This window comes from Gammaproteobacteria bacterium, from assembly GCA_013001575.1.
In the GTDB taxonomy this organism is placed as follows: Bacteria; Pseudomonadota; Gammaproteobacteria; order Steroidobacterales; family JABDMI01; genus JABDMI01.
In genome coordinates this window covers 1-15696 of sequence record JABDMI010000087.1, presented here as the reverse complement: position 1 = coordinate 15696, position 15696 = coordinate 1, and the positions used below count along the sequence as shown (strand labels likewise).

19 protein-coding genes are annotated in these 15696 nt (G+C 46.5%); 12 read left to right on the top strand and 7 right to left on the bottom strand.

Annotated features, from left to right (window positions below; all coding sequences use genetic code 11):
* Window positions 1-43: 43 nt before the first annotated feature.
* The 5 genes from HKN88_07420 to HKN88_07400 all read left to right on the top strand — a co-directional run bounded on the left by HKN88_07420 (window position 44) and on the right by HKN88_07400 (window position 3379).
* Complete coding sequence (locus HKN88_07420; GenBank protein NNC97888.1) at window positions 44-745, top strand: YggS family pyridoxal phosphate-dependent enzyme; 702 nt, start codon at window positions 44-46, stop codon at window positions 743-745.
* A gap of 32 nt (window positions 746-777) precedes the next feature.
* A complete protein-coding gene (locus tag HKN88_07415; GenBank protein NNC97887.1) occupies window positions 778-1626 on the top strand; it encodes a pyrroline-5-carboxylate reductase in 849 nt (282 codons plus the stop codon).
* Window positions 1627-1712: 86 nt separating this feature from the next.
* A complete protein-coding gene (locus HKN88_07410; GenBank protein ID NNC97886.1) occupies window positions 1713-2264 on the top strand; it encodes a YggT family protein in 552 nt (183 codons plus the stop codon).
* Window positions 2265-2343: 79 nt separating this feature from the next.
* Window positions 2344-2862 (top strand): DUF4426 domain-containing protein, encoded by a 519-nt coding sequence (locus HKN88_07405; GenBank protein ID NNC97885.1) that lies wholly within the window; start codon window positions 2344-2346, stop codon window positions 2860-2862.
* 178 nt (window positions 2863-3040) lie between these two features.
* Complete coding sequence (locus HKN88_07400; protein NNC97884.1) at window positions 3041-3379, top strand: DNA-binding protein; 339 nt, start codon at window positions 3041-3043, stop codon at window positions 3377-3379.
* 75 nt (window positions 3380-3454) lie between these two features.
* Here the strand turns inward: HKN88_07400 and HKN88_07395 are convergent, their stop codons facing one another.
* Window positions 3455-4090, bottom strand: coding sequence for an alpha/beta fold hydrolase (locus tag HKN88_07395; GenBank protein NNC97883.1), 636 nt, complete (start codon window positions 4088-4090; stop codon window positions 3455-3457).
* Between the two features lie 25 nt (window positions 4091-4115).
* Complete coding sequence (locus HKN88_07390) at window positions 4116-5990, bottom strand: sodium:proton antiporter (protein ID NNC97882.1); 1875 nt, start codon at window positions 5988-5990, stop codon at window positions 4116-4118.
* 241 nt (window positions 5991-6231) lie between these two features.
* Here HKN88_07390 and HKN88_07385 point away from each other — a divergent pair, with 241 nt between their 5' ends.
* Genes HKN88_07385 through HKN88_07375 form a run of 3 tightly spaced genes read left to right on the top strand, consistent with a single transcriptional unit; the run spans window position 6232 to window position 8230 of the window.
* A complete protein-coding gene (locus HKN88_07385) occupies window positions 6232-6546 on the top strand; it encodes a BON domain-containing protein (GenBank protein NNC97881.1) in 315 nt (104 codons plus the stop codon).
* Window positions 6547-6548: 2 nt separating this feature from the next.
* A complete protein-coding gene (locus tag HKN88_07380) occupies window positions 6549-7601 on the top strand; it encodes a hypothetical protein (protein NNC97880.1) in 1053 nt (350 codons plus the stop codon).
* On the top strand, window positions 7601-8230 hold the full coding sequence (locus tag HKN88_07375) for a YbhB/YbcL family Raf kinase inhibitor-like protein (GenBank protein NNC97879.1): 630 nt from the start codon (window positions 7601-7603) through the stop codon (window positions 8228-8230). Before HKN88_07380 ends, HKN88_07375 begins: the two co-directional genes overlap by 1 nt.
* A 320-nt stretch (window positions 8231-8550) precedes the next feature.
* On the opposite strand, the gene HKN88_07370 is transcribed toward HKN88_07375, so the two are convergent.
* The 4 genes from HKN88_07370 to HKN88_07355 form a co-directional block, all read right to left on the bottom strand.
* A complete protein-coding gene (locus tag HKN88_07370) occupies window positions 8551-9864 on the bottom strand; it encodes an amidohydrolase family protein (protein ID NNC97878.1) in 1314 nt (437 codons plus the stop codon).
* 40 nt (window positions 9865-9904) lie between these two features.
* Complete coding sequence (locus HKN88_07365) at window positions 9905-10510, bottom strand: hypothetical protein (GenBank protein ID NNC97877.1); 606 nt, start codon at window positions 10508-10510, stop codon at window positions 9905-9907.
* Window positions 10511-10634: 124 nt separating this feature from the next.
* The gene (locus HKN88_07360) at window positions 10635-10913 is read right to left on the bottom strand and encodes a hypothetical protein (protein NNC97876.1); all 279 of its coding nucleotides are present in this window, start codon (window positions 10911-10913) and stop codon (window positions 10635-10637) included.
* A gap of 233 nt (window positions 10914-11146) precedes the next feature.
* A complete protein-coding gene (locus HKN88_07355; protein ID NNC97875.1) occupies window positions 11147-11380 on the bottom strand; it encodes a hypothetical protein in 234 nt (77 codons plus the stop codon).
* Window positions 11381-11737: 357 nt separating this feature from the next.
* On the opposite strand from HKN88_07355, the gene HKN88_07350 reads away from it, so the two are divergent.
* On the top strand, window positions 11738-11938 hold the full coding sequence (locus HKN88_07350) for a hypothetical protein (protein ID NNC97874.1): 201 nt from the start codon (window positions 11738-11740) through the stop codon (window positions 11936-11938).
* Between the two features lie 119 nt (window positions 11939-12057).
* Here the strand turns inward: HKN88_07350 and HKN88_07345 are convergent, their stop codons facing one another.
* A complete protein-coding gene (locus tag HKN88_07345; protein ID NNC97873.1) occupies window positions 12058-13044 on the bottom strand; it encodes an alpha/beta fold hydrolase in 987 nt (328 codons plus the stop codon).
* Between the two features lie 196 nt (window positions 13045-13240).
* On the opposite strand from HKN88_07345, the gene HKN88_07340 reads away from it, so the two are divergent.
* The 3 genes from HKN88_07340 to HKN88_07330 all read left to right on the top strand — a co-directional run.
* On the top strand, window positions 13241-13912 hold the full coding sequence (locus HKN88_07340) for a hypothetical protein (GenBank protein NNC97872.1): 672 nt from the start codon (window positions 13241-13243) through the stop codon (window positions 13910-13912).
* 168 nt (window positions 13913-14080) lie between these two features.
* Window positions 14081-14944, top strand: a complete 864-nt coding sequence (locus HKN88_07335) for a tetratricopeptide repeat protein (protein ID NNC97871.1) — start codon at window positions 14081-14083, stop codon at window positions 14942-14944.
* Window positions 14945-15085: 141 nt separating this feature from the next.
* Window positions 15086-15696 (top strand): SRPBCC family protein (locus tag HKN88_07330; GenBank protein NNC97870.1); only part of this gene is annotated, 611 nt, incomplete at its 3' end.

Sequence of the window (15696 nt, the reverse complement as noted above, 5' to 3'; positions counted from 1 at the left end):
CATTTTGTTAAAACTAAAGCAGGATTCTCATAAAATCACCAAAATGACTGATATTCCAAACAATCTGTACCAAATCCGTGACGAAATTCAGCGTTATGCCAAGGCTTGTGGTCAGGATACAGAACAAATTCGACTCATTGCTGTGAGCAAAACCCATAATGTTGAATCCATCCTGGCAGCCGCATCCGCCGGGCAGCGGGATTTTGCTGAAAACTATGTGCAAGAAGGTCTGGAAAAGATCCAAAAAATACGCGCCCTTGATGGGCAGATCGCAGATCAACTTTGTTGGCATTACATTGGACAGATCCAGGGCAATAAATGTCAGGCCATTGCGACACATTTTGACTGGGTGCATTCACTCTGCTCCATAAAACACGCGCAAAGATTAAACCGCTTAAGGCCGGAAGCTTGCCAGCCTTTGCAAATCTGCGTGCAGGTGCAACTCGAAAACAAGCCCGGTCGCGGCGGCATAACACTGGCAGACGTCCCCGAATTCCTGAGCGAGATTTGCGACTTACCCCAGATCAATGTGCGTGGTCTAATGTGTGTCTTGCCCGAGGGCATGCGCGGGGATGCTGCGTACGCCGGGTTTAGCCGGGTACGAGATGTTTTGTTGGAGCAAGGCAAAGCGCACCCGAGTCTGGACACCCTGTCGATGGGCATGTCGGGAGATTTCCGCGAAGCTATTCGGGCAGGATCCAATATGCTGCGCCTGGGATCTGCAATCTTTGGTGCGCGTGGGTAAAAATAACCTAACTGTAAAATAGAGAAAATTACATGACATATCCTAAAATCACATTCATTGGCGGTGGCAATATGGCCACGGCTATGCTGAGTGGCTTATTAAACAATAGCTACCCGCGTGAAAATTTTGTGGTAATCGAACCCGATGCCAAACGTCGCGAAGATTTGACGCAACGCTTTGCGATCACTTGTCTCGCGCATGCTGATAGCAGCTCAATTGCGGCTGATTTTGTGATCCTTGCGGTTAAACCGCAGATAATTCGCGGAGTATGTGAAGACCTCGCAAAACATAGCAGCAATGCTCAAAGTGTTTTCATTTCCATCGCCGCCGGCACAACCACACAACACCTGATGGAGTGGTTAAAACTCCTAAATAACACGGATCCGGTAGTGGTGCGCGCCATGCCAAATACGCCAGCCTTGATCGGAGAATCGGCGACTGGCCTGTATTCAGCCAAACAATTAAGTAATGACAAACAGGCGGCAATAGAGGCTATTTTTGCCTCGATTGGACAAGCGATTTGGTTAGACCAAGAAGAGTTGATCGACTCGGTCACGGCCTTGTCGGGCAGTGGACCAGCGTATTTTTTTGGTTTTATGGAAGCATTATGCAATGCCGGCATTCAACAGGGGCTCACGCCAGATCAAGCGCAAAAGCTGGTTTTGCAGACCGCGCTCGGGGCTGCCCTTATGGCAAAACAATATGTCACAGGCGAAAATGTAAATGCATTACAAGAATTACGTGAACGCGTGACTTCCAAAGGCGGCACTACCGCTGCCGGCATGGCCAGCTTGCAAACACATAAGTTCAGTGAAATTGTAGCGCAAGCCGTGCAAGCAGCAAAACAGCGTGCTACAGAGCTCGCAAAAGCCAGAGACTAAAGACTAATGAATATAGACGAGTGGCTTATTCGTTTTTGCACGTAAAGGCTGTAAATTAAAAACAAGACTTCGAGTACAATTCACCCATGGCCGCATTAACTTTTTTACTGGAAATATTCCTGAATCTGTTTTTAAGCATTTACTTGTTGCGTTTTATTTTGCAAATGGTGCGCGCAAATTTCAGGAACCCGATCGCGCAGGCAATCACACGATTAACCAATCCGGTGGTCATGCCATTACGCAAAGTAATGCCCCCGATAGGTAAAATCGATAGTGCATCACTGGTCAGTTGTTTGTTGGTAGCAATTATATGTCAGTTTATTCTGCACTCGCTGCGCATGCGCGGACTGGACTGGTTAAGCGAGAATTTTTCAATTTTACTGATTGGCAGTGCCTTGTTGCTAGTTTTCAGTTTAATTCAATTATATATTGTATTGATAATTTTCCAGATAATTTTGAGCTGGATTCAACCAACACAACACTCGCCGCTTACGGCATTCTTACATGAACTCACGGCCCCGCTGTTAACCCCGGCGCGCCGTCTTATCAAGCCGATTGGCGGATTAGACCTGTCCCCCGCATTAGTCATATTAATTCTTGCGGCAATTCAAGTACAACTGGCAAGCTGGTTTGGATAATTTCAATCATCATTTGCTAAAAGCCCAGGATCAGGCGTATAGTTAAGTTGCTACGAACCAGCTCACAAGGCGACCCAATATGCATATTTTCGACTCACGTAAATTAATCTTCACTTCTCTTGGTGCGTGTTTATTATTTTTAATGGCATGTGGCGGACCCGCACCGTCTACTGAAACCATCTCTGGTGCACCTCCGGCACGTGAAGTCAGTCAAAACAAGTCTTTTGATAATGGAAATTACGTAATTAATTTTAATATTATTAATACCGAACTCCTAGATCCCGAGATTAGCCGAAAATACGACGTGACCCGGAGTAAAAACCGTGCCCTGGTAAACATATCCGTGCAGAAAAAAAATCAGGATGGCTCTAAGACTCCGGTAACGGCGGTTTTAAATGCGAATGTTTCAAATTTGACCGGACAATTGAAAAAACCCGACTGGCGCAAGATCGAAGAAGCCGGCGGAGCGGCCATTTATTACATCGGATTGATTCGAATTGCCAATGGAGAAACCCTGGTGATAGATATGAATGTGTTACCTGATGGCGAGAATGACCCGATTCCAGTTCGATTCCAGCAACGTATGTTCACCGACTGATTTTTGGAGAACGATTAAAACTTAAGCAACATTGTCAAAATAGCATACATAAGCTACAAACAAAGGATAAAAAACTGAAAAAAACCGCAATTATTGTATTTTTTTTTATTTAGATATGCTATTTTTGTCACCACAGTAAATTACCCAACCAACTAATTAACTCAACCAGGAGCTATCAATGGCTACAAAGAAAAAAACTTCTAAATCAGCTGCGGCTAAACCGCCAACAAAAACGGAAATTTTGCGCACCATTTCGGACGACACAGGTTTGACCCGCCGCGATGTAGATGCAGTTTTCGAGTCGCTGCGAGGCTTAATTAAAAAGAACCTTGGGCGTCGTGGTCCAGGTGTATTCACACTACCAGGCATTGTTAAAATTAAAGTTGTGACCAAGCCTGCTACTAAAGCCAGAAAAGGCATTAACCCTTTCACAGGCGAAGAGATCATGATCAAAGCCAAGCCTGCACGTAAAGCAGTTAAAGTTTTGGCACTTAAAGCTCTGAAAGACATGATCTGATCAGACTTTAGTCTAGAAATTTAAAAACCGGCCATTGGCCGGTTTTTTTTTGCATGCTATTTTGCGATTTTAAATTTAATTCTTAAACCAAGCCTGGATCAGCTCGCGTAATTGATTGAGTTTGCCATGAAAAAAATGATCTGCAGAATTAATCACTTCCAGGGTCGGGCTTGGTGTTTGTGCAGTGATGAAAATACGCACCTTGTCTACTTCAACCAGCTCATCTTCGTCACCCTGGATCACTAACCAGGGAATTTGTGGAGCGCTGATAGCGGAAAAGTCCCAACGCCCGACCGGTGGCGCCACAGTGACCAGTTTCTGTATATTAAAAGTCTGCAGCGTTGCCGTGTTTTGTGCGGTCAATAGCGCCACATAAGCGCCGAACGAGAACCCGGCCAAAACTACAGGCAATTCCGGCCATTTGGCTTGCACCCAGCCCAGCACCGCTAAAACATCGTCTACTTCGCCTATGCCATCTGCATGCTCTCCCTCGCTGTCTCCTACACCTCGAAAATTAAAGCGTACACCTATCGCCCCTTCAGGCTTCAGGCTTTGCGCCAGCATGTAAGCGACTTTGTTGTGCATCGTGCCTTGAAAAAGCGGGTGCGGATGACACACCACTACGACCAGCCGGGCTTGTTCCTCGGGGCGATCAACTACAAGCTCCAAATCACCGACGGCGCCTTGGATAATTATTGATTGATTTGCCATATGCGATTTGGTTTGGCGCTTAAGATCATATGCCTGAGGTGAAGTCCATGTTTTTTAAATCCAGACGACCGGTATCAGATAATTTATCCGTGGTTTTCTCACTGGTTTTATCCGGCGCATAATACAGCAAGGTGTCACCGGCAACGGGCTCGAGTTTTTCATTCTCCGATTCAAGAACCAGATCGTCATTGGCTTTGATGACCACCAACAACATCGCATCAGCACTGGCATCGCCAAGAAAATCGCTGTAGGTATAGTTTTCACTTAACTTGGTGCTGTAAAATTGCCAACCGCGAATATGCAATTTCCATAAACGCTCAAACACAGCATCGGCCTGGAAGGCGGGTTTTCCGCGAATAGATCGCGCCACCCCACGATCACCTTCATCACTACCCACACCCATGGGCAATTGATACACAGCCTTGCGTCCGATCTCGGGAGCCAGCGCATTGCACACCAATGCGTTGTAAGCATCATTACTGGTTGCCGCAAAGACCGCATCAATATGCGAGATCTCAACCGTAGCTTCGGCAAAATCCGATAAGATCTCACCATAAAATACCGGGACGCCCGCCAAGCGGGCAGCGCGTAAATTGTGCCAGGAATTATCCGCAACCAACACACCTACATTCAGGGACTTGAGCTTATTGGCGAATGCTATGGCCCAGGGTGATCCACCTACGATTAACAGGGATTGTTTGTCCGGTGCCGCCAATCCAAGGCGTCTGGACAACCAGCCAATACTCATTCCATGCAGCACAACCGTGACAAAAATTACAAAAAAGATCAATGGCAACAAGGCATCGGCACCCGGGTAACCGGCCTCATACAGACGTGGTCCCATCACACCCGCCGTAGCTGCAGCCACAATCCCGCGCGGCGCGATCCAGGCTAGCAAGATCCGGTCATTGCGCGGCATGCCCGATTTAATGGTGGCTAACCAGATTGTTAACGGGCGACAGATAAATAGCACAGCGGCAATCAGTGCAACGCCTCGCCACCCAATTACCCGGGCAATTCTCAGGTCGATATCGGCGGTTAATAAAATAAACACCGCCGAGACCAGCATCACCGTGATGTATTCTTTAAAACGACGCATATCCTGCAACCCTGGTATGTGCATGTTACCGATCACCATGCCCATAATGGTCACAGCAAGCAGTCCTGCCTCGTGTTGCAGGGCATTAGATAACTCGAACACCACAAGTACCAGAGTTAACATGACCGGTGATTTCAGGAATTCGGGGACGTAACCGCGTAAAAAAGCCTTACCCGTTAACCATCCACCGAGACCGCCAAGAAAAATACCCGAGGCTAGAGCCAAGCTCAAACCAGACATGATCGCAATCCAGCCACTGCCCTCGCCTACATAAACAAAAAACTGGAAAACCAGTACAGCCATCAAGGCTCCGATCGGATCATTAACGATCCCTTCCCATTTTAAATACGAGGCCGTACGTCGATTTAAGCCGGCTTGTCTGAGCAAGGGCATGATCACAGTCGGGCCAGTTACCACTAAAATGGCTCCAAACACCAAACTTACAGGCCAACTCAGTCCACCGATGAAATGTCCGGACAGGGAACAGGTGACAAATGCGACCGGTGCACCAATGTAAACCAGACGTTTTACCCCTGAAGCCGCTTCACGTAATTCATGGATATGTAAATTCAGACCGCCTTCAAATAAAATGATGGCAACACACAAGCTGACGATCGGTCTCAGTAGACTGCCAAAGGTTTCACTCGGGTTAACCCAGCCAAGTACAGAAACGCCCACGATCAAGCCGGCCGACGCTAATAAAACGATTGCTGGTAATCTGGTTTTCCAAGCTAACCACTGGGCGCCAACACCAAAAGTGATGATGGCAACCATGATCATGGAAATGTGTTCGGCATCCAAAAGCGTTATCCGGTAAAAATACGACGGGTAAACTTAGCCTGTGTTAAGGTTTGTTGCAAGCCAAAAAGCAAAATAAAATGATTGTAAGTTGCTGATTTTGCTGTTAGCGCACGGATAAATTTGTACAATAGAGTCTCACAGGCGAGCAAAATATAAAGTATGCCTGTAATTTGTGCAGATCAGAATAAGGGCATTCTATCCGCATACCCGGTAACTGCCTGGAGGAGGACAAACAATCAACATGTATTTTGACCTCAATAATCAAGAAGATAAAAGCGCCGTAGTGTCGACCATCCTGATCGGTTCGATCAGCCTGCTGGCCATGATCTTTCTTAGTTTCAAATCCGTGATCCCGGGAATCGAAAAAGACTTGTTGCAAGGCGTGTCACAACAATTACTTGAACACAAGATTCGCAATGTTTTAGTCTCGGTTGAAGGCCGCGACATTTATCTGGAGGGCGTGGTCAATCCCGAGAGCGCCGACAACGCCATTAGTCTGGCGCGAAGAGTTAAAGGGGTCAGGCGGGTTTACAGTAATTTAAGGGTAATTGAATAAGCATGCTTTATTTAATCCTGCAAATGTTGTTCTTGTTGGTCATGGCCGTGTTGATCGGGTTATGGGTAGGCTGGCGTTTACGCGGCCTTGAATTTAGCCGACGCCTTGGCACATTGCAGAATGAATGGGCCGGGCGCTTCAGATCCACCGATCGTGAGCGCGATATTGCGGTTAAAAAAGCAACCACACTTGATCTGAAAAGTCGCCAGTTACAGCAGCAACTGGAGGTGACCGGACGCCTGATTAAACGCTTTGAAGAATCAGACCGGAAAGCGCAAGAGATCATTAAAAATGACTTGCAAAAGATTGAAGCTTTGACCCGGGTGGTGAACAAACTGAAGCTGGATCTGAATAAACGTGATATTACGTTGAAAAAATTCAAAACTCTCCTGGCCACCTTGCAAAAACTGGAGCGTGAACAAAAACAGAAAATCCGCACCGGCTCGAGCACCATCGAACGCCTGATGCAACAAGCTCAACAAAAAACTGCTCAGGTCAATGAGTTGGCGGCAGAATTAAAAGACATGGAAACTCAACAGGAATCAGCCCAGGAACTTTCTACTGATATCAAACAACATTATTACGAACTTGAAGCCAAGTTGCGTGACCGCGAAACCAAGCTCGAGTTGATTAAATCCGAACTTGAAAAGCAACGTAAAAACACCAGTTCGATGGAGCAAGAGTTACATCTTATACAATCGCAAGTCAGTACAGCACCGGCTAATGACCTTGGCTTGACCCCACAAGTCTCAAACCGTCCGGTCTGGATACTCGAAGAGCCGGAAGGTTCCAAGGACAATCTGCAATTGATCAAGGGAATTGGGCCGGTGATGGAACGCTTGTTGAATGAGATTGGAATATTTCATTATCATCAACTGGCGCGCATGAATGAATCAGACTGTTTGTGGGTTGCGGACCGAATTCGAACTTTCCCAAAACGCATTATGCGTGATCGCTGGCAACAGCAAGCTGTTGAGCTGGATCTGGACAAAATGGATCAAGCAGATTTCACACTTAAAAATCCTACAACTAAATTAGCCAAAGGGGATATCTGATGCAATTAACCGTTATTGAATTTACCCACGGTGATCCAATTCCATCGGGCAATGCATTTGCTCAAGTTGATGCGGTCCAGCACATTGCGTTGAGCGATAACAGAAACCCCGGGGTCAGCTGGTCAAATATTCCGGAAGGTACGCGTTCCCTGGTCTTGATTTGTGTCGACCGGGATGTCCCTACTAAAGCAGACGATGTTAACCAGGAAGGTCGCGAGGTTCCTTCCGATCTACCGCGCTGTGATTTTTATCACTGGGTTATGGTGGACATTCCACCTGATGTGGAATCAATCATGTCTGGAACTTGTTCCAAAGGCGTTACGCCACACGGCAAACAAAATCCTTCCGGCCCCAAAGGATCCCGACAAGGCTTAAATGATTACACCCAGTGGTTTAACGGGGATGAGTCCATGCAAGGTGAATATTTTGGTTATGACGGCCCTTGTCCGCCCTGGAATGATAGCCTGGTGCATCATTACGATTTTTGCTTGTATGCCACAGACCTTGACACTCTTCCAGTGAATGACGCATTCACCGGACCCGAAGTAATCCATGCTCTTGAGGGTCATATTCTGGCCGAAGCAAAAGTTACCGGAACTTATACTTTAAATCCTGATCTCTTGTCCTGATTTGTATTGCTAATAGTCTTTGACAAATACTGAACGTGTGATTATCAAATCAGACCAGGTTAAAGTTGAACAAACTTGAATTTTTTCTTCTACTTGCTCAAGTGGAAACTCGACACTTTCATCCAGTTGATAACTCACCGCCATACCACCAACCAAGGCGCGTATGTAACCTGTACATTTAATACTTGCAATCGTTTTTTGCTAGAAAATTCTGACGTATTATCGACAGTAACTTTAGCGGACTCTCTCTTGTTTTGTCAGAAAATAATAGTGCCAAGTGCTATCAAAATAGTCAGAGAACTACCTTAGACCAGAATTTTTTAATTCTGTGAAACATGTTTATGAATTTCTCCATCTTTCATGATGAATTCCAGGCGTTGTAACTTGGTGATATCGTCGAGGGGATTACCTTTGACGGCAATAATATCGGCAAACTTGTTCGCCTCCAATGTGCCCAGTGTTTCCGAAACCCCAAGTAACTTCGCAGCATTCACCGTAGCAGACTGTAATGCCTGAATTGGCGTCATGCCCGCCTCGATCATATACACAAACTCTTCTGCGTTGCGTCCATGCTCCGAGACTCCGCTGTCGGTGCCAAAAGCAATATTGACGCCGGCTTTGTGCGCACGTCCGAACGTTTCCTGAATGATCGGCCCTATCGCCGCTGCCTTGGGACGTACAACCGCCGGGAAAAAGCCGTCAATTTTGGCCTTTTCCGCCACCCACTTACCGGCGATAATCGTTGGTACATAATACGCGTCGTATTTTTTGAGTAAATTCATCACATCGTCGTCCATGTAAGTGCCATGCTCGATTGAACTCACTCCGGCGTTCAATGCACGTTTCATGCCTTCGGCGCCATGTGCATGCGCGGTAACTTTAAAGTCATAATCTTTTGCCGTTGCGATGAGCGATTCCAGTTCTTCATCCGAAAATTGCGGATTCTGGCCACTTTTTGCCACACTCAAGACCCCGCCAGTGGCTGTGATCTTGATCAGGTCGGCACCGTCTTTATAGCGTTGGCGAACGGCCTTGGCGGCTTCATAGGGCCCGTCGATCACGCCATTTTCCGGCGTGGCAGCAGGACGCAAATGACTGACAATGCCATTGGTCGGATCAGCATGGCCGCCCGTGGTTGCAATGGATTTTCCAGCGGTATAAATTCTCGGGCCGTCGATCAAACCCTGGTTGATCGCATTGCGTAATGAAACCGTAACATTATGAGCGTCACCCAAATTTCTCACTGTAGTGAATCCGGCGTCGAGGGTGCGCTTGGCATAGACCACCGACTGCAGCGCGATGTCGGCAGGCTCTTTGGTGAAACGATCAAGGTATCGATTAGGGCCAAATTGCATACTAATGTGCGTATGCATGTCCATTAGCCCGGGTAGAACGGTATGTTCTTTAAGATCAATTACAACGTCACCTTGTTCAGGCTCGATAAACCCCTCTTCGATGGATTCAATACGATTACCAGCGACCACAATACTGACATTTTTTTGTATTTTATTGGATTTCATGTCAAGCATGCGCCCGGCGTGAATAAGCGTAGCCGCCTCAAGGGTCATGCCCAGGAATAATCCTGAGGTGAGTAGAATTAAAATACTTTTATAAATTTTGAAACGGCCCAACATGAACTTCTCCTAATCTGATAACTTTCAGTATATCGCAAGCTTATTTCACACGGCTGGCTTCAACTCTGTAAATACTCAACCAGCTTGCGCCTTCATCATTGGACCACTCCATACGCCATTTGAATGTGTCTGGTGTTATGTCACTGAATACTGTTCTGGTCAAGCGACCATTGTCACTGGCCTGTGAAGTGAAGAGCACTTCATTTGCGCTTTGTACACCAGTGTATAACTCAATATTGCGTTTACGTGAAGACAACCAGGCGGCCTGCCAGGTTTTTGCCAAGGGATTATAGACCCTTAAATTTGTACCATAACCCGGGCCTTTGTCTGCCTCGCCGGAATCACTAAACCACACATCTTGCATGCTGGAACCGTTCTGGATCGGATAGAAGCGCCAGCTGGCACCGGACTGTTCCTGCCAGGTACCGTCATTTTGTAATTGCCAGTCGCGCACATTCCACACACCGATCAACGGGGCCAAAAGGCCAAAGTTCAGGGCATTGTTTGTTGTAACACTTCTGGAAGTCTGGCTTGGTGTGGTTTTGGGTTGCACAACATCATTCGCGGTTGAGGACGTTGCACAAGACAACAAAACGAAACACATCAGGGTGTGGCCTAAAACGGTTAATATTTTTCTGGTTTTCATACTTGATCCGTCCAATGCCTGGAATCCACAGGATTTATGAGAGTTTATAAATTCACTCTACCCATAAACCAGAAAAGCCGCAAGCAATGCTTGCGGCTCATTAAAATCCTGACTAAATCAAGCTTCAGGCTTTGCGTTCTTCGCCACAGGCCTTGCGTGCTGCCTTGTCCAGATCTGCGCCTTTTTTAAGTTTTCCTTTGGAAGCCGGGCCTTCGTATTTGAAGGTACCGTCTTTGGTTTTTGTGACCATCAGATCTTTGCCGTTTTTGCACACACCATAATATGCCATGCCATCGTCAGCTGAATAGCCGTGCTTGATCTCGTAAGCTGAAACGCTTAGGGAACAGATAGATAAAGTGATCGCCAGTACTGCAGCTTTAAGAAAATTTGTGAGATTTTTCATGTATAACTCCGCGAGGTTCTACCGAAATGCGAGCAGAGTTACATCTTTATGGCGCATCCACTGACAATCTTCGGTTATCAAAGGTTTAATTCATCGCTACTAAATTTTGGGTCTATTTACTGAAGATCCAATAACGATTGCGCTGGATTCTATCAATCCATTCAAGGAATTGCAAAAACAAAACGCGCCAATTGGCGCGTTTTTTCAATTATTTACCTGATTTAACGGCCAGTTCAATCGGCCTTGTTATTACTACTCTCAAGGGTTAAATGGGCCGGATGCTCGTCCTCGTCAATAAATGGAAAGGGTTTTTTATTATCCTGTTTCATTAAATTCTTGGTAACAGCACCAATTGCATAACTGGCCCAGGCCCCGGTACTTCCTATACCCGGCGCTTCGGATGCTACTGGTATTTCGGAGTCAATGACTGGCAAAGTCCATTCTTGTTCAGGTTTATTGTGTGCCATTAAAAAATCTCGCATTTGGTGTGTTGTTATTATACATATGTCTCGCCCCGGAATCGCGCCCTGCTTCTGGAGGTGGAATTATTCTTTAGGCACACTTTTAAAAACGTGAGCCAGTTCACAGTTCCATAATTCAAGTGTCCATTTATCCGCGATTTTAGCCCTTTGGTCAAGTTTTTAGGGTCAAAAAATTGATGTATCTTACTGATTTTATTGAATAATTAATTTCGGCGCTTGTCAAAAAGCCCATTTTAAGAGGCGATGTAGAAAAGAGTGATTTCAGTCACAGAATTGTTCTGCCCAGATTCCTAGAATGGCTCCACTGAATAAATAAACCCACAACCACTGGACAACACAGACATGAACCAATCATTAAATCAACTTGAAGCGCGTTTGACCGAACTGGAGTCAATGAAACGTCAGCGTCAAAGCTGGCTTAACGACCTGGTAGAACCAATGACCGAGCGTTTGCAATATCTTGCCGAATTACGCAAAGAACAAAAAAGCAACGCTGGCAATAATGTAATCCTTTTTCCACTGGAGCGTCTGACCACCAGATAAACCGGTAACCCTATTTGGAGACTATCTCTCCTCCCCGAGCAGCAAACTCCCTTTGCCGCAACTTCGGTTGCGGCCTTTTTTTTGCCTATTATTAATTGCCGGCAATCCGGAAATTTGAATCAAGTCGCCGGGCGTGCAAATTCCTGTAACAAGAAGTCATCAGCCCAGGAATGTAATTTGGCATTCTTTAAAAACCCGCAATGCCCGCCATGTTCTGTTTTTACGATAGTCAAATGTTGTGAAGCCTGCACCAGGTCACTGCCTTGATGTCTGATGATCGGATCGTCTTTAGCCAAAAGCATCACCGCAGGCGTTTGCAAGTCTGAAAGCATTTCGCCTTTTAAGGCATAGGCATCGAAATAATGCCTAACACTTTCAAATTCCCCGAACTCTGCAAGTAATACTTCGGTAAGTTTGGCAAGGTCTTTAATACGGATCAGGTCATCGCCGTTATATTTATGCGGGAAAAGCTGTGCCTTTTTTTTCAGGGAGCGATGCCATTTCACCAAAAAATACCAGTTATACAAGGTGAATCCTTGTTCTAGCTGGACCATGGTGTCGTGCGGATCGATCGGCGGACAGATCGCCACAACCTTATTCAGGCTAATCCCGTGCAAGTGGGCATTGGCGGCAACCCGAAGACTAAAATTTCCGCCCAGTGAGTAACCTGCCATGAAAGTCTGTTCGGCCGGGTACCGTTGCTGAATATATTTTACCGCCCCGATAACCTCATCCAGACGACATGAATGAAAAAGGTCTTCATTAAGATGATGACTGTCGCCGTGGTCGCGTAAATTAAGACGAAAAACCGAAAAGCCTGCAGCAAATAATTTTTGCGCCGATGACAGCAAATACATGGAATCGGCACTGCCTTCCCAGCCATGTAACAAAATCACCAGAGGCGCTGCTGTATGTTCCTGTGGACTGTAGTAACCCAATAGTCGCACCCCGTCACCGCATTCCAGAATGACCTCCTCACTGGACTGCAACAAGGGTTGCGCCCGCTTCTCCACCAGTGGGCGCCGGAATTTGGCGGTGGCCAGCAGTGACTGAATGTGCTTATTACGCCCCCAAACTGGCGCTTTATATTGTTGCTCTGAAAACATTGAATTTAATTGATACCCTGATCTATTGTCATAACTTGGGCTGAATTTTAACATTGCGAGGAATTTGTTGCGTAGCAATGTCTTTTTCTCTCGAATTCCAGTGAAAAAGCGTAAAATTCTGTAACCCTTTCGACGTATGTCACATCTTAGCTGTGAGAAATGCATACTTAGTGACTCAATTTATCAGGAGAGAACCATGCTCATCAGAAATGTATTTGCAGCCGCAGCAATAAGCGGATTGATTATGTGCGTAGGCCTTACCACACTGTTTGCCGGTGACAAAGAGAAAAACCATGAGGTTGTGGTTGTAAAAACGATTAATGACACAGGTCAGGAGAAAACCCTGAAGTTTGACAGTGATGTAAACGGTGTCTTTTTACACGACCTTAAAGATGGAGAGAGCAAAACCGTTTCCAGTGAATCGGGTGAGACCGTAACCATTACCCGTGCAGGTGACAATTTGACCATTAATGCAAATGGCGAAAACATCAATATGCCTGTTCCTCCAGCGCATGGCCCGGGCAAGGTCAAGATCATGCGTATGCAAGGCGGCGCTGATGAAACCATGGACATTGAATATGATGTTGATATGCACATGCCGGAAGGATTGACCATCAGCAGTTCACGCGAACTTGACCAGGCAACCAAAGACACCATTCGCGCAGCACTGACAAATGCAGGTATTCAAGACCAAGTACATTTTGGTTCCGGTCCGCACATGCTGCACAAGGAAATGTTCATTTCCGAGGATGGCGAAGTCACTGACCTGGACATGGATGGCGTTGATGTAAAAGAGTATGTGACCAAAGATGGCAAGCATGTGAAGATAGTTAAAAAACGCATGAGCATCGAAAAAGAAACCGATTAAGGGAACTGTGCGAATCCATTGAAGGCAGTCTGATGACTGCCTTTTTTACGTCGGTGCAACAAGTGGATTCAGCTATTCTGTGTATCCAAAAAGCTGAAATACCGTCTGCTCCTTGAAATCTATACATTTGAGCCCATATTCTAGGGTCATCACCAATAGGAGCCGAACATGGCGGAGTCAGACTTAATCTTTAACAGCAGCGATGCCACGTTTGGTGACGATGTAATATTACGCTCGGATGATACCGCGGTTTTAATCGACTTCTGGGCGCCCTGGTGTGGTCCCTGTCGTTCCCTGGCGCCTATTCTGGAAGAGCTCGCAAGCCATTACCAAGGCAAATTACTCATTGCCAAAGTCAATACCGATGAGAACCCCGCGCTCGCACAGCATTTTGCCATTCGCGGAATCCCGGCTCTGAAACTCATCAAGGGTCGTGAATTGGTGTACGAAACAACTGGCGTACAACCCGCGCCTGAACTCATTCAGGCCATTGATCCGTTTATTGATGCGGCGGAGGACAAGCTGGAAGAAGATCTTGAGCCACAAGCCGGGGCCTCAGAAGATCCGCACGAGAGAATTACTGAACTACAACAAGCCTTGCTCAATGAGCCGGATAACGCCGCCATGAATCTGGAATTGACCACCACCTACCTAATCACAAACCAGGTTGACAAAGCGCATGACCTGTTCGAAAAACTGCCGGTCAATATCACCGAAACCGAGAATGGGCAAAAAGTAAAAGTACTGGTGGATTTTTATCGCGCCAAACAACTGGCACCCGATTACGAGCAACTGAATAAGCTGTTAGTGAAAGACCCGAGTAACCACACCACCCGCTACCAGCTGGGTGTGCACAAATTGCTGGAAGGCTACCACGAAGCCGCTTTACAGGATTTTATGTACATATTGCATAGCGCACCCGACTTTGAGAATGGCCTCGGACGCAAGGCGCTGATTGCGGCCTTTGCCGTGGTTGAGGACGACGCTTTGGTCAAATCCTATCGCCGCAAAATGGCAAACATGTTGAATTAATCTTATTTATTCAGTTTTTCTAATATTTAGCGGATAAATCCCAGTACCGCATCTGACTTGCCTTTATTCAGCCTCAGGAGGACAATCAGGCCTTCGATTCTGCCCTGTTAATTGGGTTTGAGCTCATCACTGGAGATACCCGTGAAAGTACTAGGTAAAATTCTCAAATACATATTGATCCTGATCGTGGTCCTCGCGATCGCAGCATACGCACTGCCCCGCCAGCGCCATGTTGACCGCAGCATAAATATTGATGCTTCTGCAGAAAACATTTTGCCGTATCTGACCAATTTAAAAACCTTTAATGAGTGGTCGCCCTGGGCCCCAATCGATCCGGAAGGCACTACTTACGCATACAGCGGACCAGAATCCGGCGTGGGTGCCAGTGTGAAATGGGCCAGTGACAATCCGGAAGTGGGCAGTGGAAAACAAACCATTACCTCTGTCAGTCAAAGCAAAGTCACATCGGATCTTGACTTTGGACCACAGGGTACCGCGCAAGCCTATTTCATGTTGGCCCCGGCAGCACAAGGCACAAACGTGACCTGGGGATTTGATACCGACATGGGTGGTAACCCGATTGGTCGCTGGATGGGCTTATTCATGGATAAGTGGGTAGGCGGAAGTTACGAACAAGGTTTGAATAATCTAAAAACACTGGTTGAAAAAAACATGCAAACAAACACGGCACAAAAGATCCAAACAGACATCCAAGCACCGGCCGCCGCCAAAAAACCCAAAGAATTAAGCAT

Coding starts and splice junctions, on each gene's coding strand:
- HKN88_07420 (NNC97888.1), top strand. CDS start 44: ATGACTGATATTCCAAACAATCTGTACCAAATCCGTGACGAAATTCAG.
- HKN88_07415 (NNC97887.1), top strand. CDS start 778: ATGACATATCCTAAAATCACATTCATTGGCGGTGGCAATATGGCCACG.
- HKN88_07410 (NNC97886.1), top strand. CDS start 1,713: ATGGCCGCATTAACTTTTTTACTGGAAATATTCCTGAATCTGTTTTTA.
- HKN88_07405 (NNC97885.1), top strand. CDS start 2,344: ATGCATATTTTCGACTCACGTAAATTAATCTTCACTTCTCTTGGTGCG.
- HKN88_07400 (NNC97884.1), top strand. CDS start 3,041: ATGGCTACAAAGAAAAAAACTTCTAAATCAGCTGCGGCTAAACCGCCA.
- HKN88_07395 (NNC97883.1), bottom strand. CDS start 4,090: ATGGCAAATCAATCAATAATTATCCAAGGCGCCGTCGGTGATTTGGAG.
- HKN88_07385 (NNC97881.1), top strand. CDS start 6,232: ATGTATTTTGACCTCAATAATCAAGAAGATAAAAGCGCCGTAGTGTCG.
- HKN88_07380 (NNC97880.1), top strand. CDS start 6,549: ATGCTTTATTTAATCCTGCAAATGTTGTTCTTGTTGGTCATGGCCGTG.
- HKN88_07375 (NNC97879.1), top strand. CDS start 7,601: ATGCAATTAACCGTTATTGAATTTACCCACGGTGATCCAATTCCATCG.
- HKN88_07370 (NNC97878.1), bottom strand. CDS start 9,864: ATGTTGGGCCGTTTCAAAATTTATAAAAGTATTTTAATTCTACTCACC.
- HKN88_07365 (NNC97877.1), bottom strand. CDS start 10,510: ATGAAAACCAGAAAAATATTAACCGTTTTAGGCCACACCCTGATGTGT.
- HKN88_07360 (NNC97876.1), bottom strand. CDS start 10,913: ATGAAAAATCTCACAAATTTTCTTAAAGCTGCAGTACTGGCGATCACT.
- HKN88_07355 (NNC97875.1), bottom strand. CDS start 11,380: ATGGCACACAATAAACCTGAACAAGAATGGACTTTGCCAGTCATTGAC.
- HKN88_07350 (NNC97874.1), top strand. CDS start 11,738: ATGAACCAATCATTAAATCAACTTGAAGCGCGTTTGACCGAACTGGAG.
- HKN88_07345 (NNC97873.1), bottom strand. CDS start 13,044: ATGTTTTCAGAGCAACAATATAAAGCGCCAGTTTGGGGGCGTAATAAG.
- HKN88_07340 (NNC97872.1), top strand. CDS start 13,241: ATGCTCATCAGAAATGTATTTGCAGCCGCAGCAATAAGCGGATTGATT.
- HKN88_07335 (NNC97871.1), top strand. CDS start 14,081: ATGGCGGAGTCAGACTTAATCTTTAACAGCAGCGATGCCACGTTTGGT.